This is a genomic window from Streptomyces sp. NPDC058525, from assembly GCF_042719495.1.
Taxonomy (GTDB): domain Bacteria; phylum Actinomycetota; class Actinomycetes; order Streptomycetales; family Streptomycetaceae; genus Streptomyces.
The window spans coordinates 22,450-45,646 of sequence record NZ_JBHXNP010000030.1 but is presented as its reverse complement, the minus strand read 5'-3'; the positions used below and the strand labels follow the sequence as shown (position 1 = coordinate 45,646).

The 23,197-nt window shown below is 69.4% G+C and carries 22 protein-coding genes; 1 reads left to right on the top strand and 21 read right to left on the bottom strand.

The features are described 5' to 3' along the window. The first annotated feature begins 27 nt into the window (after positions 1-27). Positions 28-1,881, top strand: a complete 1,854-nt coding sequence (locus ACFWP3_RS16565) for a glycosyl hydrolase family 18 protein (RefSeq protein ID WP_384221152.1) — start codon at positions 28-30, stop codon at positions 1,879-1,881. A 75-nt stretch (positions 1,882-1,956) separates the two neighbouring features. Here the strand turns inward: ACFWP3_RS16565 and ACFWP3_RS16560 are convergent, their stop codons facing one another. The 21 genes from ACFWP3_RS16560 to thrB all read right to left on the bottom strand — a co-directional run bounded on the left by ACFWP3_RS16560 (position 1,957) and on the right by thrB (position 23,014). Beyond that, complete coding sequence (locus ACFWP3_RS16560; protein WP_215148874.1) at positions 1,957-2,403, bottom strand: DUF2550 domain-containing protein; 447 nt, start codon at positions 2,401-2,403, stop codon at positions 1,957-1,959. Positions 2,404-2,567: 164 nt separating this feature from the next. Beyond that, positions 2,568-2,939: a F0F1 ATP synthase subunit epsilon gene (locus tag ACFWP3_RS16555; RefSeq protein WP_030008701.1), complete on the bottom strand. Its 372-nt coding sequence runs from the start codon at positions 2,937-2,939 to the stop codon at positions 2,568-2,570. Between the two features lie 165 nt (positions 2,940-3,104). Beyond that, on the bottom strand, positions 3,105-4,547 hold the full coding sequence (atpD, locus tag ACFWP3_RS16550; protein ID WP_030008700.1) for a F0F1 ATP synthase subunit beta: 1,443 nt from the start codon (positions 4,545-4,547) through the stop codon (positions 3,105-3,107). Further along, the gene (locus ACFWP3_RS16545; RefSeq protein WP_384221149.1) at positions 4,547-5,464 is read right to left on the bottom strand and encodes a F0F1 ATP synthase subunit gamma; all 918 of its coding nucleotides are present in this window, start codon (positions 5,462-5,464) and stop codon (positions 4,547-4,549) included. The genes atpD and ACFWP3_RS16545 overlap by 1 nt, the downstream gene beginning before the upstream one ends. 20 nt (positions 5,465-5,484) lie before the next feature. After that, positions 5,485-7,080 carry a F0F1 ATP synthase subunit alpha gene (gene atpA, locus ACFWP3_RS16540; protein ID WP_266625406.1) on the bottom strand — a complete coding sequence of 532 codons (1,596 nt, stop codon included), beginning with the start codon at positions 7,078-7,080 and terminating at the stop codon, positions 5,485-5,487. 129 nt (positions 7,081-7,209) lie between these two features. Beyond that, positions 7,210-8,025: a F0F1 ATP synthase subunit delta gene (locus tag ACFWP3_RS16535; protein ID WP_384221147.1), complete on the bottom strand. Its 816-nt coding sequence runs from the start codon at positions 8,023-8,025 to the stop codon at positions 7,210-7,212. Further along, positions 8,022-8,555, bottom strand: a complete 534-nt coding sequence (locus ACFWP3_RS16530) for a F0F1 ATP synthase subunit B (protein ID WP_384221144.1) — start codon at positions 8,553-8,555, stop codon at positions 8,022-8,024. The genes ACFWP3_RS16535 and ACFWP3_RS16530 overlap by 4 nt, the downstream gene beginning before the upstream one ends. Before the next feature lie 51 nt (positions 8,556-8,606). Beyond that, positions 8,607-8,837, bottom strand: a complete 231-nt coding sequence (gene atpE / locus ACFWP3_RS16525; RefSeq protein WP_031039373.1) for an ATP synthase F0 subunit C — start codon at positions 8,835-8,837, stop codon at positions 8,607-8,609. Positions 8,838-8,914: 77 nt separating this feature from the next. Then, the gene (atpB, locus tag ACFWP3_RS16520) at positions 8,915-9,751 is read right to left on the bottom strand and encodes a F0F1 ATP synthase subunit A (RefSeq protein ID WP_384221226.1); all 837 of its coding nucleotides are present in this window, start codon (positions 9,749-9,751) and stop codon (positions 8,915-8,917) included. Between the two features lie 210 nt (positions 9,752-9,961). Next, positions 9,962-10,399: a hypothetical protein gene (locus ACFWP3_RS16515; RefSeq protein ID WP_384221142.1), complete on the bottom strand. Its 438-nt coding sequence runs from the start codon at positions 10,397-10,399 to the stop codon at positions 9,962-9,964. 376 nt (positions 10,400-10,775) lie between these two features. Beyond that, entirely contained in the window at positions 10,776-11,114 is a 339-nt protein-coding gene (locus tag ACFWP3_RS16510) for a hypothetical protein (protein ID WP_384221140.1), read from the bottom strand. A 334-nt stretch (positions 11,115-11,448) separates the two neighbouring features. Then, positions 11,449-12,783, bottom strand: coding sequence for an MraY family glycosyltransferase (locus ACFWP3_RS16505; RefSeq protein ID WP_384221138.1), 1,335 nt, complete (start codon positions 12,781-12,783; stop codon positions 11,449-11,451). Between the two features lie 116 nt (positions 12,784-12,899). After that, positions 12,900-14,129, bottom strand: coding sequence for a serine hydroxymethyltransferase (glyA, locus tag ACFWP3_RS16500; RefSeq protein ID WP_384221136.1), 1,230 nt, complete (start codon positions 14,127-14,129; stop codon positions 12,900-12,902). A 124-nt stretch (positions 14,130-14,253) separates the two neighbouring features. Next, positions 14,254-14,883, bottom strand: a complete 630-nt coding sequence (locus ACFWP3_RS16495; protein ID WP_384221134.1) for a protein-tyrosine-phosphatase — start codon at positions 14,881-14,883, stop codon at positions 14,254-14,256. Further along, complete coding sequence (locus tag ACFWP3_RS16490; RefSeq protein ID WP_384221132.1) at positions 14,880-15,527, bottom strand: L-threonylcarbamoyladenylate synthase; 648 nt, start codon at positions 15,525-15,527, stop codon at positions 14,880-14,882. Before ACFWP3_RS16490 ends, ACFWP3_RS16495 begins: the two co-directional genes overlap by 4 nt. Before the next feature lie 46 nt (positions 15,528-15,573). Next, entirely contained in the window at positions 15,574-16,419 is an 846-nt protein-coding gene (prmC, locus tag ACFWP3_RS16485; protein ID WP_030008688.1) for a peptide chain release factor N(5)-glutamine methyltransferase, read from the bottom strand. Positions 16,420-16,498: 79 nt separating this feature from the next. After that, positions 16,499-17,578, bottom strand: coding sequence for a peptide chain release factor 1 (prfA, locus tag ACFWP3_RS16480; protein ID WP_384221129.1), 1,080 nt, complete (start codon positions 17,576-17,578; stop codon positions 16,499-16,501). 120 nt (positions 17,579-17,698) lie between these two features. Beyond that, entirely contained in the window at positions 17,699-17,917 is a 219-nt protein-coding gene (rpmE, locus tag ACFWP3_RS16475) for a 50S ribosomal protein L31 (protein ID WP_362584353.1), read from the bottom strand. 193 nt (positions 17,918-18,110) lie between these two features. After that, complete coding sequence (locus tag ACFWP3_RS16470) at positions 18,111-19,211, bottom strand: LCP family protein (RefSeq protein WP_384221126.1); 1,101 nt, start codon at positions 19,209-19,211, stop codon at positions 18,111-18,113. 284 nt (positions 19,212-19,495) lie between these two features. Then, positions 19,496-21,661: a transcription termination factor Rho gene (rho, locus tag ACFWP3_RS16465; RefSeq protein WP_384221123.1), complete on the bottom strand. Its 2,166-nt coding sequence runs from the start codon at positions 21,659-21,661 to the stop codon at positions 19,496-19,498. Between the two features lie 426 nt (positions 21,662-22,087). Then, positions 22,088-23,014, bottom strand: coding sequence for a homoserine kinase (gene thrB, locus ACFWP3_RS16460; protein ID WP_362584361.1), 927 nt, complete (start codon positions 23,012-23,014; stop codon positions 22,088-22,090). Positions 23,015-23,197 lie beyond the last annotated feature (183 nt).

Below are 23,197 nucleotides of genomic sequence, written 5' to 3'. Positions count from 1 at the left end.
ACACGACGGACCTACGGAGGATCACCCTTGAGCACAGCATCCCCACCCCGCACCAGGCGTACCCGGTTCTTCACGCGCGTCGCGGCGGTCGTGGCCGCCCTCGCCCTGCCCGTCACCGGGCTCGTCGCGCTGGCCGGCCCCGCACAGGCCGCCACGTCCGCGACCGCGACGTACACCAAGGTGTCCGACTGGGGCACCGGCTTCGAGGGCAAGTGGACGGTGAAGAACACCGGCACCACCACGATCACCTCGTGGACCGTCGAGTGGGACTACCCGGCCGGCACCGCGGTCACCTCCGCCTGGGACGCCACCGTCACCAGCTCCGGCACCCACTGGACCGGCAAGAACGTCGGCTGGAACGGCACCCTCGCCCCCGGGGCCACCGCCAGCTTCGGCTTCAACGGCACCGGCGGCGGCTCCCCCAGCGGCTGCAAGATCAACGGCGCCTCCTGTGACGGCACCACCCAGCCCGGCGACGCTCCCCCCTCGTCCCCGGGCGCCCCTTCCGCCTCCAACATCACCGAGACCTCGCTCACCCTGAGCTGGGGCGCCGCCACCGACGACAAGGGCGTCAAGAACTACGACGTCTACCGCGACGGCGTCAAGATCGCCACGGTCACCGGCACCACCTACGCCCAGACGGGCCTCACCAAGGGCACCACGTACAGCTACCACGTGGTCGCGCGCGACACGATCGACCAGACCGGCGCCTCGTCCGTCACCGTGTCGTTCACGACGTCCGGCGGCACCCTGCCCCCGGACCCGGGCGGCAAGGTCAAGCTCGGCTACTTCACCGAGTGGGGCATCTACGGCCGCAACTACCACGTGAAGAACCTGGTCACCTCCGGTTCGGCCAGCAAGATCACCCACATCAACTACGCCTTCGGCAACGTCCAGAACGGCCAGTGCACCATCGGTGACGCCTACGCCGACTACGACAAGGCCTACACCGCCGACCAGAGCGTCGACGGCGTGGCCGACACCTGGGACCAGCCGCTGCGCGGCAACTTCAACCAGCTGCGCAAGCTGAAGAAGGCCTACCCGCACATCAAGATCCTGTGGTCCTTCGGCGGCTGGACCTGGTCCGGCGGGTTCCCGCAGGCCGCCGCCAACCCGGCCGCCTTCGCCCAGTCCTGCTACAACCTGGTCGAGGACCCGCGCTGGGCCGACGTCTTCGACGGCATCGACCTGGACTGGGAGTACCCGAACGCCTGCGGCCTGTCCTGCGACACCAGCGGCCCGGCCGCGTTCAAGAACCTGATGCAGGCCACCCGGGCCCGGTTCGGCGCGAACAACCTGGTCACCGCGGCCATCACCGCCGACGCCTCCAGCGGCGGCAAGATCGACGCGGCCGACTACGGCGGCGCCGCGCAGTACGTCGACTTCTACAACGTCATGACGTACGACTTCTTCGGCGCCTGGGCCGCGCAGGGCCCGACGGCCCCGCATTCCCCGCTCACCTCCTACACCGGCATCCCGCAGGCCGGCTTCAACTCGGCCGACGCCATCGCCAAGCTCAAGGCCAAGGGCGTGGCCGGCTCGAAGCTCAACCTCGGCATCGGCTTCTACGGCCGCGGCTGGACCGGCGTGACCCAGGCCGCACCCGGCGGCACGGCCACCGGACCGGCCCCGGGCACCTACGAGCAGGGCATCGAGGACTACAAGGTGCTCAAGAACAGCTGCCCCGCCACCGGCACCATCGCCGGCACGGCCTACGCCAAGTGCGGCAGCAACTGGTGGAGCTACGACACCCCCGCCACCATCGCCTCGAAGATGACCTGGGCCAAGCAGCAGGGCCTCAAGGGAGCGTTCTTCTGGGAGTTCAGCGGCGACACCAGCAACGGTGAGCTCGCGAACGCGATCCACACCGGGCTCCAGTAGAAGACCGAAGCCGGGGAGAACGGGTCCGCCCCCGTCTCCCCGGCTTCTTCACGTCCGCGGCGCCCCGGGCCCGAGTCAGGCCACGTTCACCCTCTGCCCGGGCGGCGCCGCCTCGAGCCACGCCAGGAAACCGGTCAGCGCGTCCTCGCTCATCGCCAGCTCCAGGCGCGTGCCGCGGTGGACACAGCCGAGCACGACGGCGTCGGACAGCAGGGCCAGCTCCTCCTCGCCCTCGGGGGCGCGGCGGGCGACGACCTCGATGGAGGAGCGCTCCAGCAGCCGGCGCGGGCGGGGGGAGTACGAGAACACCCGGAACCACTCGATGCGGTCGCCGCTGTAGCGCGCGACCCCGTAGACCCAGCCCTTGCCGGAGGTGTCGGTCTCCTCGGGCACGCCCCAGCGCATGCTGCAGTCGAAGGTGCCGCCGGACCGCTGGATGAGTCTGCGGCGCAGTCCGAAGACAAACAGCCCGATCACCACCAGGGCTACGACCAGGCCGCTCACAAGCAGAGCGAGGAGCATCTTCACCGACCTCCTCGCTCATCGAATACCGCATGCCAAAAAAACGACCTGCATCGCCTCAGCCGCGACCCGGTCTGGAAAATTCCAGAACGGACCGCGGCTGAGGTTTGCCGGGTCCCGGAGGTCGCCCTCCGGAACTCAGCGGTTCAAACTCCGACGGGTGTTCAGCCCGTTACGGCGCGCAGCCGGACATCCGCGCGACGCTCGGCGGCCGCATCGGCCTCCGCCTTCGCGCGCTCCAGTGCCCGCTCCGCACGCTGGACGTCGATCTCGTCCGCGAGCTCGGCGATCTCGGCCAGCAGGGACAGCTTGTTGTCCGCGAACGAGATGAATCCGCCGTGCACCGCGGCGACGACGGTGTTGCCGTCGCTGGTGCGGATGGTCACCGGGCCCGATTCCAGCACACCGAGAAGCGGCTGGTGACCGGGCATGACGCCGATGTCGCCGGACGTGGTGCGGGCGACAACAAGGGTGGCCTCGCCGGACCAGACATTGCGGTCCGCCGCGACCAGCTCGACGTGCAGCTCAGCAGCCAAGGTGGCTCCTCGGGTCACCACCCGGCGGGTCAGCCGGGTGTTGGGTCAAATTCTAATGGGCGTGAGGAGAGGGACGGGACACACCCGCCCCTCTCCGTCTGCAAACCGTGTCAGCGTTCGCTGGTGGCCTGCGAACCGGATGCGCCCCTCGCGGAGCGCGCCGGATCAGGAGACGCCCAGCTCCTTGGCGTTCGCCTTCAGGTCCTCGATACCACCGCACAGGAAGAACGCCTGCTCGGGGAAGTGGTCGTAGTCACCGTCGCAGATCGCGTTGAACGCGGTGATCGACTCGTCGAGCGGAACGTCCGAACCGTCCACACCGGTGAACTGCTTCGCCACGTGGGTGTTCTGCGACAGGAAGCGCTCGACGCGACGGGCACGGTGGACAACGAGCTTGTCCTCCTCGCCCAGCTCGTCGATACCGAGGATCGCGATGATGTCCTGGAGGTCCTTGTACTTCTGGAGGATCCCCTTGACGCGCATCGCCGTGGCGTAGTGGTCCGCCGCGATGTACCGCGGGTCGAGGATGCGGGACGTCGAGTCCAGCGGGTCCACGGCCGGGTAGATGCCCTTCTCGGAGATCGGACGGGAGAGAACCGTCGTCGCGTCGAGGTGGGCGAAGGTGGTCGCCGGCGCCGGGTCGGTCAGGTCGTCCGCGGGGACGTAGATCGCCTGCATCGAGGTGATCGAGTGACCACGGGTCGAGGTGATGCGCTCCTGGAGGAGACCCATCTCGTCGGCCAGGTTCGGCTGGTAACCCACCGCGGAGGGCATGCGGCCGAGCAGGGTCGACACCTCGGAACCCGCCTGGGTGTACCGGAAGATGTTGTCGATGAAGAACAGCACGTCCTGCTTCTGCACATCGCGGAAGTACTCCGCCATGGTCAGACCGGCCAGGGCGACGCGCAGACGGGTGCCCGGGGGCTCGTCCATCTGGCCGAAGACAAGCGCCGTCTTGTCGATGACGCCCGAGTCGGCCATTTCCTCGATGAGGTCGTTGCCCTCACGGGTGCGCTCACCGACGCCCGCGAACACCGACACACCGTCGTGGTTGTTGGCGACGCGGTAGATCATTTCCTGGATCAGAACGGTCTTGCCGACACCGGCACCACCGAACAGACCGATCTTTCCACCCTTGACGTACGGGGTGAGAAGGTCGATGACCTTGACGCCGGTCTCGAACATCTCGGTCTTCGACTCAAGCTCGTCGAAGCGGGGCGCCTTGCGGTGGATCGGCCAGCGCTCGGTGACGTTGGCGTTCTCCTCCGGGTAGTTCAGCACCTCACCGAGGGTGTTGAAGACCTTGCCCTTGGTGAAGTCACCGACGGGGACGGTGATGCCCTCGCCCGTGTCGGTCACCGGGGCCTGGCGGACCAGGCCGTCGGTCGGCTGCATCGAGATGGTACGGACGAGGCCGTCACCAAGGTGCTGCGCGACCTCGAGGGTCAGGGTCTTCAGTGCGCCGTCCTCGGCCGGGTCGGAGACCTGGACCTTGAGGGCGTTGTAGATCTCGGGCATGGCGTCGACGGGGAACTCCACGTCGACGACCGGGCCGATGACCCGGGCGACGCGGCCCGTGGCGGCGGCCGTCTCAACAGTGGTCGTCATTACTTGTCACTCCCCGCGGTCGCGTCAGCCATGGCGCTCGCGCCACCGACGATCTCGCTGATTTCCTGGGTGATTTCGGCCTGGCGGGCCGCGTTGGCAAGCCGGGAGAGGCTCTTGATGAGGTCCCCGGCGTTGTCGGTGGCCGACTTCATCGCACGGCGGCGGGCGGCGTGCTCGGAAGCGGCCGACTGGAGCAGTGCGTTGTAGATGCGGCTCTCGACGTAGCGCGGCAGCAGGGCGTCGAGGACGTCCTCCGCCGACGGCTCGAAGTCGAACAGCGGAAGGATCTCGCCCTTCGCGCCACTCTCCTCCTCGGCCTTCTCAAGGCTGAGCGGCAGCATCCGGCCGTCGACCGCGTTCTGCGTCATCATCGACACGAATTCCGTGTAGATGATGTGCAGCTCGTCGACGCCGCCCTCGGCCGTCTCCGTCTGGATGGCCTCGATCAGCGGCCCGGCGACGCGCTTGGCGTCGGCGTAGGCCGGGCTGTCGGTGAAGCCGGTCCACGAATCCGCGACCTTGCGCTCGCGGAAGCCGTAGTACGCCAGACCCTTGCGGCCGACGATGTACGTGTCGACGTCCTTGCCCTCAGCGCGCAGCCGCTCGGTGAGCCGCTCCGCCTGCTTGATGGCGTTCGAGGAGTAGCCGCCGGCCAGACCGCGGTCGCTCGTGATGAGCAGAATCGCGGCACGGGTCGGCGTCTCGACCTCGGTCGTCAGGGCGTGCTTGGTGTTCGAGCCCGTCGCCACCGCGGTCACCGCACGGGTGAGCTCGGTCGCGTACGGCATCGATGCCGCCACCTTGCGCTGCGCCTTGACGATGCGCGAGGCGGCGATCATCTCCATCGCCTTGGTGATCTTCTTGGTCGCCGTGACGGCACGGATGCGACGCTTGTAGACCCGGAGCTGCGCTCCCATGAGTCAGGTCCCTTCCGTCGTCACTTGGAGACGTTGACGGCCGGCGCGTCCTCGCCCAGGAGCTTGCCGTCCGAGGTCTCGAACTGCTGCTTGAAGCCGGCGATGGCGTCCGCGATGGAGGACAGGGTGTCGTCCGACATCTTGCCGCCGTCGGCGATGGAGGTGAGGAGGTCCTTGCGCTCGCGGCGCAGGTGCTCCAGCAGCTCCGACTCGAAGCGACGGATGTCGTTGACCGGGACGTCGTCCATCTTGCCGGTGGTGCCGGCCCAGACGGAGACGACCTGCTCCTCGACGGGCATCGGCTGGTACTGGCCCTGCTTCAGCAGCTCGACCAGGCGCTTGCCGCGCTCCAGCGAGGCCTTCGACGCGGCGTCCAGGTCGGAACCGAAGGCGGCGAACGCCTCCAGCTCGCGGTACTGGGCGAGGTCCAGGCGCAGACGGCCGGAAACCTGCTTCATGGCCTTGTGCTGGGCGGAGCCACCGACGCGGGAGACCGAGATACCGACGTTCAGCGCCGGGCGCTGGCCCGCGTTGAACAGGTCGGACTCCAGGAAGCACTGGCCGTCGGTGATGGAGATGACGTTGGTCGGGATGAACGCCGACACGTCGTTCGCCTTGGTCTCGACGATCGGCAGACCGGTCATCGAACCGGCACCCATGTCGTCGGACAGCTTCGCGCAGCGCTCCAGCAGACGGGAGTGCAGGTAGAAGACGTCACCCGGGTAGGCCTCACGGCCCGGCGGGCGGCGCAGCAGCAGCGACACGGCGCGGTAGGCGTCGGCCTGCTTCGACAGGTCGTCGAAGATGATCAGGACGTGCTTGCCGGCGTACATCCAGTGCTGGCCGATGGCGGAACCGGTGTACGGCGCCAGGTACTTGAAGCCGGCCGGGTCGGACGCCGGGGCGGCGACGATCGTCGTGTACTCGAGCGCACCGGCGTCTTCCAGGGCGCCGCGAACGGACGCGATGGTCGAGCCCTTCTGGCCGATGGCGACGTAGATGCAGCGGACCTGCTTGTTCACGTCGCCCGAGCGCCAGTTGTCGCGCTGGTTGATGATCGTGTCGACGGCCAGCGCGGTCTTGCCGGTCTGACGGTCGCCGATGATCAGCTGACGCTGGCCTCGGCCGACCGGCACCATCGCGTCGATGGCCTTGTAGCCGGTCTGCATCGGCTCGTGGACCGACTTGCGGACCATGACGCCGGGGGCCTGCAGTTCGAGGGCGCGGCGGCCTTCGGTCGCGATCTCGCCGAGACCGTCGATCGGGTTGCCGAGCGGGTCGACGACGCGGCCGAGGTAGCCCTCGCCGACGCCGACGGAGAGCACCTCACCGGTGCGCTGCACCGGCTGGCCCTCCTCGATACCGCTGAACTCGCCGAGGACGACCGCACCGATCTCGCGCTCCTCGAGGTTGAGGGCGAGACCGAGGGTGCCGTCCTCGAACTTCAGCAGCTCGTTCGCCATGGCGGAGGGCAGGCCCTCCACCTTCGCGATGCCGTCGCCGGCAACGCTGACCGTTCCGACCTCCTCGCGCGAGGCCGCGTCCGGCTGGTACGACTGGACAAAGTTCTCCAGTGCGTCCCGGATCTCCTCCGGCCGGATCGTGAGCTCCGCCATCTGGGTTCCCTGCTCTCCTTGTTGGGCCTGAAGCTTCTTAGGGGTCTGGGGGCGACCCCCAGGAATCTTCTGCAAGTTCTGCACGGCCCAACCGGGCCGCTAGGAATGCGTTGTTCTATTGGTGGCTGGTCAGCCGGCCATGCGGCGGGACGCCTCTGCGAGGCGGTCCGCGATGGTGCCGTCGATGACCTCGTCGCCGACCCGCACCGTGATCCCGCCGAGGACCTCGGGGTCCACGTCGAGGTTCAGGTGCATCTGGCGGCCGTACAGCTTGGCCAGCACCGCGCCGAGACGCGCCTTCTGCACGTCGCTGAGCGGAACCGCGCTGGTCACGGTGGCGACCATGCGGTTGCGGCGCTCGGCGGCGAGCGTGGAAAGGGACTCGAGTCCCGCTTCCAGGCTACGTCCACGCGGCAGCGAGACAAGACGGATCACCAGGCGCTCGGTGACGGCGTTCACCTTGCCGCCGAGCAGGCTGCGCAGCAGCTCGCCCTTGGCGGTGTTGGTCGCCGCACGGTCGGTCAGCGCGGCACGCAGCTCGGTGTTCGAGGCGACGATCCGGCCGAAGCGGAAGATCTCGTCCTCGACGTTGTCGAGCGCGTCTGCCTGCTGGGCCGCGGTGAGGTCGGCGGTGTTCGCCAGCTCCTCCAGCGAGTCCACCAGGTCGCGGGACTGCGACCAGCGGGACCGGACCATGCCGGACACCAGGTCGAGGGTTTCCCCGCCCACCTGGCTGCCCAGCAGCCGACCGGCCAGCTCGGCCTTGGCCTCGCCGGACTGCGCCGGGTCGGTGAGGACCCGACGCAGCGAGACCTCACGGTCGAGCAGCGCGGTGACGGCAGCCAGCTCACCGGCGAGCTTCGCCGCGTCGACGGACGTGTTGTCCGTCAGCGCGTCGAGACGCTCGCGCGCGGAGGCCAGTGCCTCGCGGCTCGCTCCGTTCATCGGGCGGCCTCGGCCTTCTCCTCGAGCTCGCTGAGGAAGCGGTCGATCGTGCGGCTCTGCCGGGCGTGGTCCTCGAGGGACTCGCCAACGAGCTTTCCGGCCAGGTCGGTGGCGAGCTTGCCCACGTCCTGACGGAGCGCCTGAGAGGCGGCCTTGCGGTCGGCCGCGATCTGGGCGTGGCCGGCAGCGATGATCTCCTCACGCTGCCGCTGGCCCTCTGCGCGCAGTTCTTCCTTGAGCGCAGTGCCCTGCTCCAGCGCTTCCTGGCGCAGGCGCGCGGCCTCGTGCCGGGCTTCGGCGAGCTGGGCCTTGTACTGCTCCAGGACGCTCTGAGCCTCGGTCTGAGCGGCTTCTGCCTTTTCGATACCGCCCTCGATCGCCGCGTGACGCTCGTCCAGAACCTTGTTGATGTTCGGGAGGAGCTTCTTCGCGAGGAAACCGAAGACGATGACGAAGGCGATCAGACCGATGACGAGCTCGGGGATCGGCGGGATCAGCGGGCTCTGGATTTCCTCGGCCGCGAGAACCATGAGGTTCACATCAGTGCCTTTCGTCTAGTGGACTGGTCGTGAGTCCGAAGATCACACGCCGTAGACGAACGGCATGACCAGACCGATGAGGGCGAGCGCCTCACAGAAGGCGAAGCCGAGGATCTGGTTGGCGCGGATCAGACCGGCAGCCTCGGGCTGACGGGCGAGAGCCTGGGTGCCGTTACCGAAGATGATGCCGACGCCGACGCCGGGGCCGATGGCCGCGAGGCCGTAACCGATGGAGCCGAGGGAACCGGAGACGGCAGCAAGGGTCTGGGACATGCCAGTTCTTCCTTCTCTTTCACGGACCGGTGGGGGTTGGCCACCGGACGACTGGGGGGATTGCTTAGCGGGCTGGCTCAGTGGTGCTCGGCGAGCGCGCCCTGGATGAAGCTGCAGGCCAGGAGGACGAAGACGTACGCCTGGACGGCCTGGATGAAGAGCTCGAAGGCGGTCATCACCAGGACCATGACGAACGAGACACCCGCGTAGGCGATCCCGATGCCGTTCAGCAGGTACCAGCTGGCGATCGTGAAGAGCAGCAGCAGGGTGTGACCGGCGAACATGTTCGCGAACAATCGGACCGCGTGGGTGAAGGGGCGGACCAGGACGTTCGAGAAGAACTCGATGACCATGACCATCGGCAGAACCGGGCCGAGCGATTTGTCGTAGCCGGTCAGGTTCTTGAAGCCCCCGACGAAGCCGTGACGCTTGAACGTCACGCTCATCCAGATCACGTACACGATCGCCGCGAGACCGGCGGGGTACGCGATGATCGCCGTCACCGGGAACTGTGCGATCGGGATGATCGACCAGAGGTTCAGGATCCAGACGAAGAAGAACAGCGAGACCATGAAGGGGACATACTTCTCGCCCTCCTTCTTGCCCAGCGTCTCGTACACGATGCCGCGGCGTACGAAGTCGTAGCCGGCCTCGGCGACCATCTGGAGCTTGCCCGGGACAACCTTCGGCTTGCGGAAGGCCAGCCAGAAGAAGCCGACGATGACGACCGTGCCGAGCAGGGCCAGCAGCATCGTCTTGTTGAAGTAGGTGTTGCTGTCCGCGTTGCCGAAGATCGGCTCGAACAGGAACGAGTGCAGACCGGGAGCCGGGAAGCCACAACCGTCGAAGATGTGGCAGTCGGTCTCGAAGGCGAGCACCGTCGTCGGGTCAGCACTCACCGCGGGCTCCTTCAGCGTGGCGCATAGGTACGGCAACCTCGTTGTGTCGGCGCGGCGAGCAGCCGCGGTTCGGCACTGGACTGGTGTTACGGATGGTGGGGCGGCGATCAGGCATCGAGCCTCGCGATGGAACAGGCGTCAGCTCAGATGCCCGCGCCCGCAGTGCCGCAGTTGGCACCGGACGATAGCAGGATCTCGAACGCACACTTATCCCGGCCCTACCCTTCACGCCTTCGGCCCCTGATTGTCGGGCTTGTCGCCCTTCATCGAGTCCGGTTCGACGTAGAGAATCTTGGCCTTCATGTGAGCACGCGTCTGTGCGCCGATCCACACGAGGGTGGTGGCGAGGAGCGTGATCGCGAAGGCCTTGGGGTGGAACAGAGTGGTGTTCTTGAACGCGGCGAGAAAGACGAAGAGCAGCAGAATCTGGGCCGCGTAGAGCATGAGCCCCATGGCCTGGAAGAGATGCGGGAGTGATTTCGCCGTGCGCTGCAGAACGAAGAATCCGATGCCCATGAACAAGATCACCAACAGCGTCGCGACGACGGCGCCGATCGCACCTTTACCGCCGACGACCAGCGCGCTGATGACGGCGGCGAGAGCGCCGGCGGCAGCGGTGGGTACGGCGGCTTGCAGGAGAGATCGGACGTCATCAGACCGCATGGCGGGTTGCTCCGCGTGGTGGTGGGGGCACGGGACTCGTACGGGACGAGCGTAAGCCCGGTCCGAGTGTGATCCTCGGGCCAATGGACCGTCGCACTACGGTCCTTCGGCTCTGTCGCCGGGTTTAGTGAACGGTATCACAAACTATTTGATGAGAGCTTTACCTGCCGGGTGTGCCGACTGTCACACATGAGGGCTAACGCGCCCGTGTGTGCACGGCAGCAAGGGTGATTGTCTGGTAGAGGGGCTTATCGCCTGCAATGGACGCCAGCGCGCTCGCTCGATTGGGGATGCCGGACTCGCGACCTTGACCGTACACACGGCCATGGGCCCCGCTTGTCTCGCGAGGCCCACGGCACCGACTCAGCACATCAGCTCAGCACCCGATGTTCTTGATCCCGGAACCTTCCGTCCACAGCGCCCCGCCGTAGCGGAAAGTCTGCTGCCGGCTGCCGCCGATCGAGAACTCCGGGTCCGCCTTGGCTGCCACAGTGACGCTGAAGCATGCGGTGTACCCGCAGGTGTTACTGACCGTGACGTATCGGCTGGGCCAGTCGGTGTGGAAGTTCACAAGCTGCACGCACGCGGCCGCCGATGTCGCGACAGGCTCGGCCGCCTGGGTGGAACCGGTAGCTGCCGTCGCGCTCGGGCTGAGCACGCTCAGCGATGTAAACGCGGCAGCGGCCGCTAAACCGGCTGTAATGGACTTACGCATGGTGGGTCTCCCTGAAATCGAGACGGTGTCAGTCGGCCGCCGCGAACGCGGGCAGCGGCAGCCAGGTCGAGATAGACCGTAGGTCGCCCGCCGCTCATGTCCCGATAGGGAAATCCGTCATCCCGCAACTGCGTCAGCTCAACCGTCCGACCGATCCCTTGCCCCGCCATCCTCTTCATGGACGGAACGCGCACCTCCTGTTCCCCACCAGGAAGGGAAGGCTCAACGGTCACACCCGGGCGGCATGGTGTCACTCTGCGCTCCGTCCCCCTGGCGGCCAAACAGGCGTGAATACCCAGCAACCTGGAGCAGCCCAGCTCGAATACCGGGCTCTTCAGCGGGTCGATTCCGCCTTACGCCGGTCGGGGAAGCGCGAACGGGGGCCGATGGCGGTCGCCCCGTTGACGCCCGAGACCCCCGCCGCGATCGGCCTCGCGGGCTCCGGCTCGGTGCCCGAGGCGTCCCTGGCGGCCGCTTCGGCAGCGGCCTCGGCGGCCCGTGAGGCGTGCCGGTAGCGCGGCGGCACCAGGCTCTCCGCCCAGCGCGGGGTACGGGGGGTGAAGCGCGGCAGGAGCAGCAGGATCAGCCCCACCGCACTGAGCGCGGCGATCGCGAGCACGATCCACATCGAGGCGGAGTTCACCGAGTACGCCACCGTGCCGAAGGCGATCAGCCCCGACCAGAAGTACATGATCAGAACGGCGCGGCTGTGCGAATGTCCGAGCTCGAGGAGCCGGTGGTGCAGGTGCCCGCGGTCGGCGGCGAACGGCGACTGGCCCTTCCACGTGCGCCGGGCGATGGCCAGGACCAGGTCCGCCATCGGGATCGCGATGATCGTCAGCGGCAGGATCAGCGGGATGAAGACGGGGAACATCGCGTGCGTCGCGTTGCGCTCACCACCCGCGAACAGGGCCAGCGCGTCCGGGTCGACCTGCCCGCTGATCGAGATCGCGGAGGCGGCGAGCACCAGGCCGATGAGCATCGAGCCGGAGTCCCCCATGAAGATCCGCGCGGGGTGCATGTTGTGCGGCAGGAAGCCCAGGCACATGCCCATCAGGATCGCGGCGAAGAGCGTCGCGGGCGCGGCCGCCTCGATGCCGTAGCCGAACCAGATCCGGTAGGAGTACAGGAAGAACGCGGTGGCGGCGATGCACACCATGCCGGCGGCCAGGCCGTCCAGGCCGTCCACGAAGTTCACCGCGTTGATGGTGATCACGACGAGGGCCACCGTGAGCAGGTTGCCCTGCCACTGGGTGAGCGCGACCGTCCCGATCCACGGGACCGGGATCCACAGGATCGTCAGACCCTGCATCACCATCACGCCGGCGGAGATCATCTGGGCGCCGAGCTTGATCAGGGCGTCGATCTCGAACTTGTCGTCGAGCACGCCGACGAGCCAGATCAGGGCGGCGCCGGAGAGCAGCGCGCGCGGTTCGTTCGAGAGCTCGAAGACGCCGTTGAGGTTGCGCAGGTGGTCGGCGACCAGCAGGCCGGCGCACAGACCGCCGAACATGGCGATGCCGCCCAGCCGCGGCGTGGGCTCGCGGTGCACGTCGCGGGCACGGATCTCCGGCATGGCCCCGGCCGCGATCGCGAACTTCCGCACGGGCCCGGTCAGCAGGTAGGTCACCGCGACCGTGACACAAAGTGTCAGCAGATATTCACGCACGGGCTGCCCCAGATGTATCGCCGGCCATCTCAGCCCCACACATTAGCTGTGATGTCCCCTCCGCCGAGGACGCGAGGGGACGGTATCCCGGTTCCCCTACGTCCCGCTTGTCCCGCTTACTCCCCGTAAGGGGGAAATCCCATCGTCAGTTCCTTGACCTCCGTGCGGGTCCGCGCCGCATCACCGTGCAGCGCGGCCGCGAACATCGCAGCGATCTGCGGCATCTGCTCCTCCCCCATCCCCTGGGTGGTCACCGCGGCGGTGCCCAGCCGCACCCCGCGCTGGTCCCCGTACGGGAGGGCGCAGGTGTCGAGCACGATCCCGGCGGCGGCCAGCCGGCCGCGTGCGGCCGGTCCGTCCACGCCCAGCGGGGCCGGGTCCGCGGTGATCAGGTGGGTGTCGGTGCCGCCGGTGGTCACGGTGAAGCCGTGCCCCTCCAAGGCCTCGGCCAGTGCACGGGCGTTGGCGACGACCCGGTGCGCGTACGTGGTGAAGGCCGGGCCCGCGGCCTCCCCGAAGGCCACGGCCTTGGCCGCGATGGTGTGCATCTGGGCGCCGCCCTGGGTGAAGGGGAACACCGCCCGGTCGATCCGCTCGGCGAACTCGGCGCCGCACAGCAGCATGCCGCCGCGCGGACCGCGCAGGACCTTGTGCGTGGTGGCGCAGACGACATCGGCGTACGGGACCGGGCTGGGCGCGGCACCGCCCGCCACCAGCCCGATGGGGTGCGCGGCGTCCGCGATCAGGTACGCGCCGACCTCGTCGGCGATCTCCCGGAAGGCCGAGTACTCGGGGTGGCGCGGGTAGGAGATGGAGCCGCAGACGATCGCTTTCGGCCGGTGCGCGTGGGCGAGCTGCTGCACCTGCTCGTAGTCGATGAGCCCGGTCTCCGCGTCCACCCCGTACCCGACGAAGTCGAACCACCGCCCGGAGAAGTTCGCGGGCGAGCCGTGCGTGAGGTGGCCGCCGTACGGGAGCCCCATCGCCAGCACCGTGTCCCCGGGCCGCAGCAGCGCGGCGTAGGCGGCCAGCACCGCGGAGGATCCGGAGTGCGGCTGCACGTTGGCGTGCTCGGCGCCGAACAGCGCCTTCGCGCGTTCCACGGCGACCTGCTCGGCCACGTCGACGTACTCGCAGCCGCCGTGGTAGCGGGCGCCCGGGTAGCCCTCGGCGTACTTGTTGGAGAGCGGGGAGCCCAGCGCGGCGAGCACGGCGGGCGAGGTGAAGTTCTCGGCGGCGATCAGCTGAAGGGTGCTCGCCTGGCGCTGCCGCTCCCCCTCGAGCACGTCGGCCATCTGCGGGTCCTGCCGTCGCAGGACGTCCGTGGGCTGGGTGATGACGCTCATGGCGCGACTCCATGGGTACCGGGTACCAGCCACTGTAGGCCGCGGCCGCACATCGCGCTCTGCGACGGGCCGCCTGCCGGTGCCGCTCCCGGACGCGGGCCGGGCGGGCGGCCCGGCGGCGGGCTCAGCGGGAGGCCGTCACGCCCGTCAGGGCCGTGACCACCGGGTCCAGCGCCTGGTTGATCTCGTCGCCGATCGAGCGGAAGAAGGTGATCGGCGCCCCGTACGGGTCGTACACCTCGTCCGCGTCGGGCGAGGGGGCCAGCAGCCAGCCGCGCAGCGCCGCCGCGGCCCGCACCAGGGCCCGCGCGCGCTCGGCCATGCCGTCGTCCAGTGGCGGCAGGGTGGCCGGATCTATCGCCCGCACCAGCCGGGTGAACTCCTTCAGCGTGAAGGTGCGCAGCCCCGCCGAGTGACCCATCGAGATGACCTGCGCCCGGTGGTCGCGGGTCGCGGTCAGCACCAGGTCGGCGCGGATGACGTGCTCGTCGAGCAGTTCCCGCCCGGTGAAACCGGAGGCATCGGCTCCGAAGTCCGCGAGCACGGCGGCCGCGTTCGCCTCCATCGGCGCGCCCTCGTGGCCCCAGGTGCCGGCGCTCTCCACGATGAGGTCCGCGGTGACCGGGCCCCCCAGGCGGTGGGCGAGGGCGTGCCGCGTCAGCCGCTCGGTGATGGGCGAGCGGCACACGTTCCCGGTGCTGACGTGGAGTATGCGGAAAGATCCCTCAGCTATGCCACGCCCGTCAGGGCTCACGGGGCGACCTCGAGGTCGGGTACGACCTCCCGCAGCTGCTCCGCGGTGAGCGCCCCTTCGCGCAGCAGGACGGGAACCTTCCCGGTGACGTCGACGATCGACGACGGCTGGATGCCGGGCGTCGGACCGCCGTCCAGGTACACGGACACGGAGTCGCCGAGCATCTCGCGGGCCGCGTCGCAGTCCTCGGGCGCCGGCTGCCCGGACAGGTTGGCCGAGGACACGGCCATCGGGCCGACCTCGGTCAGCAGCTCGATCGCGACGGGGTGCAGCGGCATGCGCACGGCCACGGTGCCGCCGGTGTCGCCGAGGTCCCAGGCCAGCGAGGGCTGGTGCTTGGCGACGAGCGTCAGCGCGCCCGGCCAGAAGGCGTCGACGAGCTCCCACGCCTGCTCGGAGAAGTCGGTGACCAGGCCGTGCAGGGTGTTCGGGGAGCCGATGAGCACCGGGGTGGGCATGCTGCGGCCCCGGCCCTTGGCGGCGAGCAGGTCGTGGACGGCTTCCGGGCTGAAGGCGTCCGCGCCGATCCCGTACAGGGTGTCGGTGGGCAGCACGACGAGCTCGCCGCGGCGCACGGCGGATGCGGCTTCACGCAGACCCGTCTTGCGGTCCGTCGCGTCGTTGCAGTCGTATCGCCGGGCCATCAGCGGGACTCCTCGTGCAGCAGGGGGGTGGCAGGAACGGGGGCGGTCACGGCAGAGCCTTGCGGGCCGTCGCGAAGCGCGGGCGGTTGTTGAGGTCCGGGTGGTCGGCCGCGTCGGCCCAGCCCCGCTCCTCGGCGAAGATCCACGGGACCTGGCCGCCCTGGGTGTCGGCGTGCTCGATGACGACGATGCCGCCGGGCCGCAGCAGCCGGTGGGCGGTGCGCTCGATGCCGCGGATGGTGTCGAGGCCGTCCTCGCCGGAGAAGAGGGCCATCTCCGGATCGTGGTCGCGGGCCTCGGGCGCCACGTACTCCCACTCGGTGAGCGGGATGTACGGCGGGTTGGAGATGACCAGGTCGACCTGTCCGTCGAGCTCCGGCAGGGCGCTCAGCGCGTCCCCCTGGTGGACGGTGACCCGGGAGCCCTCGGCGTTCTTGCGGGTCCAGCGCAGGGCGTCCTCGGACAGCTCCACCGCGTGCACGCGCGAGCGCGGCACCTCCTGCGCCATGGCCAGCGCGATCGCGCCGGAGCCGGTGCACAGGTCGACGATCAGCGGCTCGACCACGTCCATGGCCCGCACGGCGTGTATGGCCCAGTCCACGACCGACTCGGTCTCGGGCCGGGGCACGAAGACCCCGGGCCCGACCTGGAGCTCCAGGTAGCGGAAGAAGGCGCGGCCGGTGATGTGCTGGAGCGGCTCGCGCGCTTCGCGGCGGGCGACGGCCTCCCAGTAGCGGGCGTCGAAGTCCGCGTCCTTGACGTGGTGCAGTTCCCCCCGCTTGACGCCGTGCACGAAGGCCGCGAGCTCCTCCGCGTCGAAGCGCGGTGAGGGCACGCCGGCGGCGGCCAGCCGCTGGGTGGCCTGGGCCACCTCGGCAAGCAGCAAGTTCACGCTGGTCCTCCGGGCTGCTGTCGTACGGGGGGTGGTACGGGTGGGACGTACTGTCTTGCGGCTCGGCTGCCGCAAGGCCTTACTGGGCGGCCGCGAGCTTGGCGGCGGAGTCGGCGTCGACGCAGGCCTGGATGACCGAGTCGAGGTCGCCGTCGAGCACCTGGTCCAAGTTGTACGCCTTGAATCCGGTGCGGTGGTCCGAGATGCGGTTTTCCGGGAAGTTGTACGTACGGATCTTCTCGGACCGGTCCACGGAGCGCACCTGGCTGCGGCGCACGTCGGAGGCCTCCTGCTCGGCGGCTTCCTGGGCGGCGGCCAGCAGGCGCGACCGCAGGATGCGCATGGCCTGCTCCTTGTTCTGGAGCTGGCTCTTCTCGTTCTGGCAGGAGGCGACCACACCGGTCGGCAGGTGCGTGATGCGCACGGCCGAGTCGGTGGTGTTGACGGACTGGCCGCCGGGGCCGGAGGAGCGGTACACGTCGATGCGGAGGTCGTTCATGTTGATCTCGACCTCGACCTCCTCGGCTTCCGGGGTGACGAGCACGCCGGCGGCGGAGGTGTGGATGCGGCCCTGGGACTCGGTGGCCGGAACCCGCTGGACGCGGTGCACGCCGCCCTCGTACTTCAGGCGGGCCCACACGCCCTGGCCGGGCTCGGTGGCGCCGTTGCCGCCCTTGGTGCGCACGGAGACCTGGACGTCCTTGTAGCCGCCGAGCTCGGACTCGGTGGCGTCGATGATCTCGGTCTTCCAGCCCACGCGCTCGGCGTAGCGCAGGTACATGCGCAGCAGGTCGCCGGCGAACAGGGCGGACTCGTCGCCGCCCGCGCCCGCCTTGACCTCGAGGAGCACGTCCTTGTCGTCGCTGGGGTCGCGCGGGACCAGCAGCAGGCGGAGCTTCTCGGTGAGCTCCTCGCGCTGCTGCGTCAGCTCCTTGACCTCGGCGGCGAAGTCCGGGTCGTCGGCCGCGAACTCCTTCGCCGTCTCGATGTCCTCCGCCGACTGCTTCCACGCCCGGAAGGTCGCGATGATCGGGGTCAGCTCCGCGTAGCGCTTGTTGAGCTTGCGCGCGTTGGCCTGATCGGAGTGGACCGAAGGGTCGGCGAGCTTCTTCTCAAGATCGGCGTGCTCGCCGACCAGTTCCTCGACCGCCTCGAACATCGGGGTACTCCTGGGGTAAAAGTGCGAAGGACTGCAGGGGGTGCTGGACGACGACAAAGGCGCCGGTCCGGCCGCCCCCGAGTGGACAGGGGGCGGCCGGAGACCGGCGCCTGGGTCGCGCTACTTCTTGGCCGCACCCTTGCCGAAGCGAGCCTCGAAGCGGGCCACGCGGCCACCGGTGTCGAGGATCTTCTGCTTGCCCGTGTAGAACGGGTGGCACTCGGAGCAGACCTCGGCACGGATGGTGCCGCTGGTCAGCGTCGAGCGGGTGGTGAACGACGCGCCACAGGTGCAGCTGACCTGGGTCTCGACGTACTCGGGGTGGATCTCGCTCTTCAAGGTGTCTCCTAGATTCGGGAGGGCGCCGGGTCGCAGGAGCCGAATTGCGCACTGCGTGAACCGGGGCCGACAGACCAGTCTGCCAGGACCGGGCTGCCTGTCAAAATTCTGAGGACGCCTCCCTCAACGGCGGGGGGCCGGCATCTATTCCGGCCCTGCCCCGCCCGGCCCCCACCCGGTCCCCACCGGGCCCTCACTGCACGATCGAACCGGCCGTGCCCTTGTCGCCCGCGGAGTTCGCGGTGGCCTCGGCGGGGATCGGCCGGTCGGCCAGCAGGGCGTCCCAGACCAGCTGGGACTCCTTCTTCAGCGGGGCGACGCGGTTGGCGTCGATCGCGTCCGTGGTCACCGGCAGGGTGATCATGTGCATGTCCTGGGCGTTGATGCTCTGGAGGCTCTGGGCGAAGCCCATGAGGGATTTCACATCGCCGAGCGACTTGTCGGTGGTGATCGACTTGGTGCCGGTGTCGGCGAGGTCGAGCAGCTGCTTGGGGTTGTCGAACAGCCCGATGCTCTTGACCTGCTTGATCAGCGCCTTGATGAAGGCCTGCTGGAGCTGTATTCGGCCGAGGTCTCCGCCGTCCCCGACCGCGTGGCGGGTGCGGACCAGGCCGAGGGCCTGCTCGCCGTTCAGCTTGTTCGGGCCGGCCGGGAGGTTCAGGTGGCTGTATTCGTCCTTGATCGGCTTCGCCGTCGTGACCTGCACCCCGCCGAGGGTGTCGATGATCTTCTTGAAGCCCGTGAAGTCGACCTCGATGTAGTGGTCCATGCGGATCCCCGACATCTTCTCGACGGTCTTGACCGCGCAGGCAGCCCCGCCGACCGTGTACGCCTCGTTGAACTGGGCGCGCTGACCGCCGGGGTCGGTCTTGCCCTTGGCGGTGGTGCAGGCGGGCCGGGCGGTCATGGTGTCGCGGGGTATGGAGACGATGCTGGCCTTGGTGTGGCCCTCGTTCAGGTGGACGATCATCGCCGTGTCGGAGCGGGCGGAGCCGCCGTCGTCCGGACCGTAGTCGGCGTTGGCCCCGCCGCGGGAGTCGGAACCGAGGACGAGGATGTCCATCGAACCGTTGTCGATGTTCTGCGGGCGGTCGGTGCCGAGCGCCTGGTCGATGTCGACGGTCTTCAGGTTGCCGTTCAGCTTGAAGTAGAAGTACCCGAGGCCCGCCCCGCCCAGCAGGACCACGCCCGCGGCGCTCCACGCGGCGATGACGAGGCCCCTGCGGCGCTTCGGCGCCTTGCGTCGACGCCGTCCCGCGGCACGATGGCCGCCGCCGTTGCTGTCCTGGCTCATGCTCTCCTCAGTCCTGAACGCGATCCCCCGTCCCTTTGACACAGACGGACCAACGTCCCTCAGGGTTCCACGGCCGCCGGGACCTCCGGACCGGGCCGGTGCGGGGCGCGCTCCGGACCGAGGGCCGCGCCACCCCGCCGTCACCTGCGTGTTTCCGCTGGGACGCGAGAGGCGCGCCCGAGGTTCAGCCGGTGCCGGCGTGTGGCGAAGGTCGCACCGTACGAACACGGCCGCCCCCGTCGCGGAGGCGACGGGGGCGGCCGTGTCGGTGCGTTGCGCGGGGACTAGTCGTCGTTCTTGCCCGACGGGGTCGTCTTCGCGATCTGCATCAGGAACTCGGCGTTCGACTTCGTCTGCTTCATCTTGTCGAGCAGCAGCTCGATCGCCTGCTGCGAGTCGAGCGCGTGCAGCACCCGGCGCAGCTTCCAGACGATGGCGAGCTCCTCCGCGTTGAGGAGGATCTCCTCCTTGCGGGTGCCCGACGGGTCGACGTCGACGGCCGGGAAGATGCGCTTGTCGGCGAGCTTCCGGTCGAGCTTGAGCTCCATGTTGCCGGTGCCCTTGAACTCCTCGAAGATCACCTCGTCCATGCGCGAGCCGGTGTCGACCAGCGCGGTGGCCAGGATGGTCAGCGAGCCGCCGTCCTCGATGTTGCGCGCGGCACCGAAGAAGCGCTTCGGCGGGTACAGCGCGGTCGAATCGACACCACCGGACAGGATGCGGCCGGAGGCGGGCGCCGCGAGGTTGTACGCGCGGCCCAGGCGGGTGATGGAGTCCAGCAGGACGACCACGTCGTGACCCAGCTCGACGAGGCGCTTGGCGCGCTCGATGGCCAGTTCGGCGACCGTGGTGTGGTCCTCGGCCGGGCGGTCGAAGGTCGAGGAGATGACCTCGCCCTTGACCGACCGCTGCATGTCGGTGACCTCTTCCGGACGCTCGTCGACCAGGACGACCATCAGGTGGCACTCGGGGTTGTTCGTGGTGATCGCGTTGGCGATCGCCTGCATGATCATGGTCTTGCCGGTCTTCGGCGGGGCCACGATCAGGCCGCGCTGGCCCTTGCCGATCGGCGACACGAGGTCGATGATGCGGGTGGTCAGCACGCCCGGGTCGGTCTCCAGACGGAGCCGGTCCTGCGGGTAGAGCGGGGTCAGCTTCTGGAACTCCGGGCGGCCGCGGCCGGATTCGGGCGCCATGCCGTTCACCGAGTCCAGCCGCACAAGGGCGTTGAACTTCTCGCGGCGCTCGCCGTCCTTGGGCTGGCGCACGGCACCGGTGGTGTGGTCACCCTTGCGCAGACCCGCCTTGCGGACCTGGGCGAGGGAGACGTACACGTCGTTGGGGCCGGGCAGGTAGCCCGAGGTCCGGATGAACGCGTAGTTGTCGAGGATGTCGAGGATGCCCGCGACGGGGATCAGCACGTCGTCGTCGGCGACCTGCGGCTCGTTCGGCGCGAACTCGTCGCGGCCGCGACGGCCACGGCGGTCGCGGTAACGGCCCCGGCGGCCGCGGCGGCCGCCCTCGTCGTCGAAGTCGTCCTGCGGACCGTTGTCCTGGCGGTCCTGACGGTCCTGACGGCCCTGCTGACCCTGGCCGCCCTGACCCTGGCCCTGACCGCGGCCGCCCTGCTGCTGCCGGTCGCCGCGCTCGGCACGGTCCTGACGGCCGCCCTGGCCGCCCTGGCCGCCCTGGCCCTGGCCGCCCTGGCCCTGCTCGTCGGCCTTGGCACCGCGCTCGCGACGGTCGCGCTGGCGGTCGCCGCGCTCGGCGCCGCGCTCACGGCGGTCGCGACGGCCGCGGCCCTCGCCCTCCTGGGCGGGGGCGGAGACGGCGGTGGCGGCCTCGGCCCTCGCGTCGGTCTGCGGCGCGGTGGCGGTCGCCGTCGCGGCCTCGGCCTTGACGGTCTCGGTCTTCTGCTCGACCTGCACGGCGGCGGGGGCCGAGGCCTCCGGGCTGCCGGACGGGGCGGTGGCCCGACGCCGACGGCGCTCGCCGGCCGGCGCATCTTCTCCCCCACTCTCGGCTGCGCTCGAGCGGGAGGGGCCCCCAGCCGGCTGGCCCGGAATCTCGATCTGGGCCTGCGCGGCAGGCTTCTCGGCGGGCGCCGCGGCGGCGTCCTCGCCCGTCTGCGCGGCGTCGGCGGCAGCCGTACGGGCCTTGCTGGTGGCACGGCGCTTCGGCTTGGCCTCGGCGGTGTCCGCGGAGGCGGCGGCCTTGGGCGCGGCGGCGCCGCCCGCCTGCGTCTCCTTGATGACCTCGATCAGCTGGCTCTTGCGCATCCGCGCGGTGCCCCTGATCCCGAGGCCCGACGCGACCTGCTGCAGCTCGGCCAGGACCATGCCGTCAAGGCCGGTGCCGGTGCGGCGCCGCTTGGGGGCTGCGCCTGCGGCGGAGGCACTGGTGTCGACAGAGGTGTCGGCAGCGCCCATCAGATCGGTGGTGTCGCTCACGAAGGGTCCTTCCCTGGAGCGGACGTCGGCCTGTCTGGCTCGGCGACCGGTTGTGCTGTCCGACAACAGTCCGTGACCTGAGTGGGTTGGACTGTGCCGGGGCGGTGGTCCGCCGGTAAGAGATACGGCGGAGAGAAAACGTGCATGGGTGGTTCCGGCGAGAAGCCCCCGAGCTGGAAGCGTGGGAATGTCACGCCGATTCCGGAGCGTGCTCGAAACTGCTGGAAGTGATCAAAGCAGTCGGGGAGGCTCCCGGAAGAAAGGTGGTCCCGGATGGGGACACTGAGCACCGAGCCATGGCGGCTTCGGTTGCGCACTTGAGACTAACACTACCGGATCCAACAGACATTCCCCCTCTCAATCACCGGCAATCACGCCTTCCGCACGGGCGGCCTGCCCCGGCCGCCCGCCCCTGACCGGCCCGGATCAGCCGCCCTGGGTTCCCAGCGGAAGCACGCTCGCGCCCGCGGCGTCGAGGGCGAGCCGGTTCGCGGCCCACCCTTCGCCCGCGAGCTGCGCGACCTTGTCGGCCGCGTCGTTGTCGACCAGCGCGAGGACCGTGGGGCCCGCGCCGGAGATGACCGCGGGGATGCCGTCCGCCCGCAGTCGGTTCACAAGGGCGACGCTCTCGGGCATCGCAGGGGACCGGTACTCCTGGTGGAGCCGGTCCTCGGTGGCCGGCAGGAGGAACTCGGGACGCCTGGTCAGGGCCTCCACGAGCAGTCCCGCGCGCCCCGCGTTCACGGCCGCGTCCACGTGCGGGACGGTGCGCGGCAGCAGGCCGCGCGCGGTCTCCGTCAGGACGGGCTTGGAGGGGACGAAGACCACCGGAACGATGGAATCGGCGGGCTCCATACGGATCGCCTTGGCGCTGCCGCCGTCCATCCAGGCCAGGGTGAAGCCGCCGAGCAGACAGGCGGCGACGTTGTCGGGGTGGCCCTCGATCTCGGTGGCGAGCTCCAGCAGCGCCGCGTCGTCGAGCTTGGCCTCGCCGCCTATGGTCACGGCGCGGGCGGCGACGATGCCGGCGCAGATGGCGGCGGAGGAGGAGCCGAGGCCCCGGCCGTGCGGGATGCGGTTGGCGCAGACGACCTCGAGGCCGCGCGGCTGCCCGCCCAGCAGGTCGAAGGCGGTGCGCATGGAGCGTACGAGCAGGTGGCTCTCGTCCCGCGGGAGGGTGTCGGCGCCCTCACCCGCGATGTCGATGTTCAGGCCGGAGTCGGCCACCCGGACGACTACGTCGTCGTAGAGCCCCAGGGCCAGGCCCAGGGCGTCGAAGCCCGGGCCGAGGTTGGCACTGCTGGCGGGGACGCGCACCCGTACGGCGGCGGCGCGGAACGCTGGACCGGCCATCGTCCGATGACACTCCTTGTGACTGTGCGAGATCTTCGCTCTTCGCTGGCTCGCTGCGAATGTACTGGAGAACGTACGACACCCGAAGGCCCGCTGGGCAGCACCACGGTCATATGCGCGGTGGCGGATGTAAGTACAGCGTATCGAAGGAAGGTTCTCTCGCGACATAGGGCGCACAGGAGG

What these genes read in the sequence shown, in the direction of transcription:
- ACFWP3_RS16560 (WP_215148874.1), bottom strand. Translation starts at nt 2,403, where the DNA reads ATGCTCCTCGCTCTGCTTGTGAGCGGCCTGGTCGTAGCCCTGGTGGTG.
- atpD (WP_030008700.1), bottom strand. Translation starts at nt 4,547, where the DNA reads ATGACGACCACTGTTGAGACGGCCGCCGCCACGGGCCGCGTCGCCCGG.
- ACFWP3_RS16545 (WP_384221149.1), bottom strand. Translation starts at nt 5,464, where the DNA reads ATGGGAGCGCAGCTCCGGGTCTACAAGCGTCGCATCCGTGCCGTCACG.
- atpA (WP_266625406.1), bottom strand. Translation starts at nt 7,080, where the DNA reads ATGGCGGAGCTCACGATCCGGCCGGAGGAGATCCGGGACGCACTGGAG.
- ACFWP3_RS16535 (WP_384221147.1), bottom strand. Translation starts at nt 8,025, where the DNA reads ATGAACGGAGCGAGCCGCGAGGCACTGGCCTCCGCGCGCGAGCGTCTC.
- ACFWP3_RS16530 (WP_384221144.1), bottom strand. Translation starts at nt 8,555, where the DNA reads ATGGTTCTCGCGGCCGAGGAAATCCAGAGCCCGCTGATCCCGCCGATC.
- atpE (WP_031039373.1), bottom strand. Translation starts at nt 8,837, where the DNA reads ATGTCCCAGACCCTTGCTGCCGTCTCCGGTTCCCTCGGCTCCATCGGT.
- ACFWP3_RS16515 (WP_384221142.1), bottom strand. Translation starts at nt 10,399, where the DNA reads ATGCGGTCTGATGACGTCCGATCTCTCCTGCAAGCCGCCGTACCCACC.
- ACFWP3_RS16510 (WP_384221140.1), bottom strand. Translation starts at nt 11,114, where the DNA reads ATGCGTAAGTCCATTACAGCCGGTTTAGCGGCCGCTGCCGCGTTTACA.
- glyA (WP_384221136.1), bottom strand. Translation starts at nt 14,129, where the DNA reads ATGAGCGTCATCACCCAGCCCACGGACGTCCTGCGACGGCAGGACCCG.
- ACFWP3_RS16490 (WP_384221132.1), bottom strand. Translation starts at nt 15,527, where the DNA reads ATGGCCCGGCGATACGACTGCAACGACGCGACGGACCGCAAGACGGGT.
- prfA (WP_384221129.1), bottom strand. Translation starts at nt 17,578, where the DNA reads ATGTTCGAGGCGGTCGAGGAACTGGTCGGCGAGCACGCCGATCTTGAG.
- ACFWP3_RS16470 (WP_384221126.1), bottom strand. Translation starts at nt 19,211, where the DNA reads ATGAGCCAGGACAGCAACGGCGGCGGCCATCGTGCCGCGGGACGGCGT.
- thrB (WP_362584361.1), bottom strand. Translation starts at nt 23,014, where the DNA reads ATGGCCGGTCCAGCGTTCCGCGCCGCCGCCGTACGGGTGCGCGTCCCC.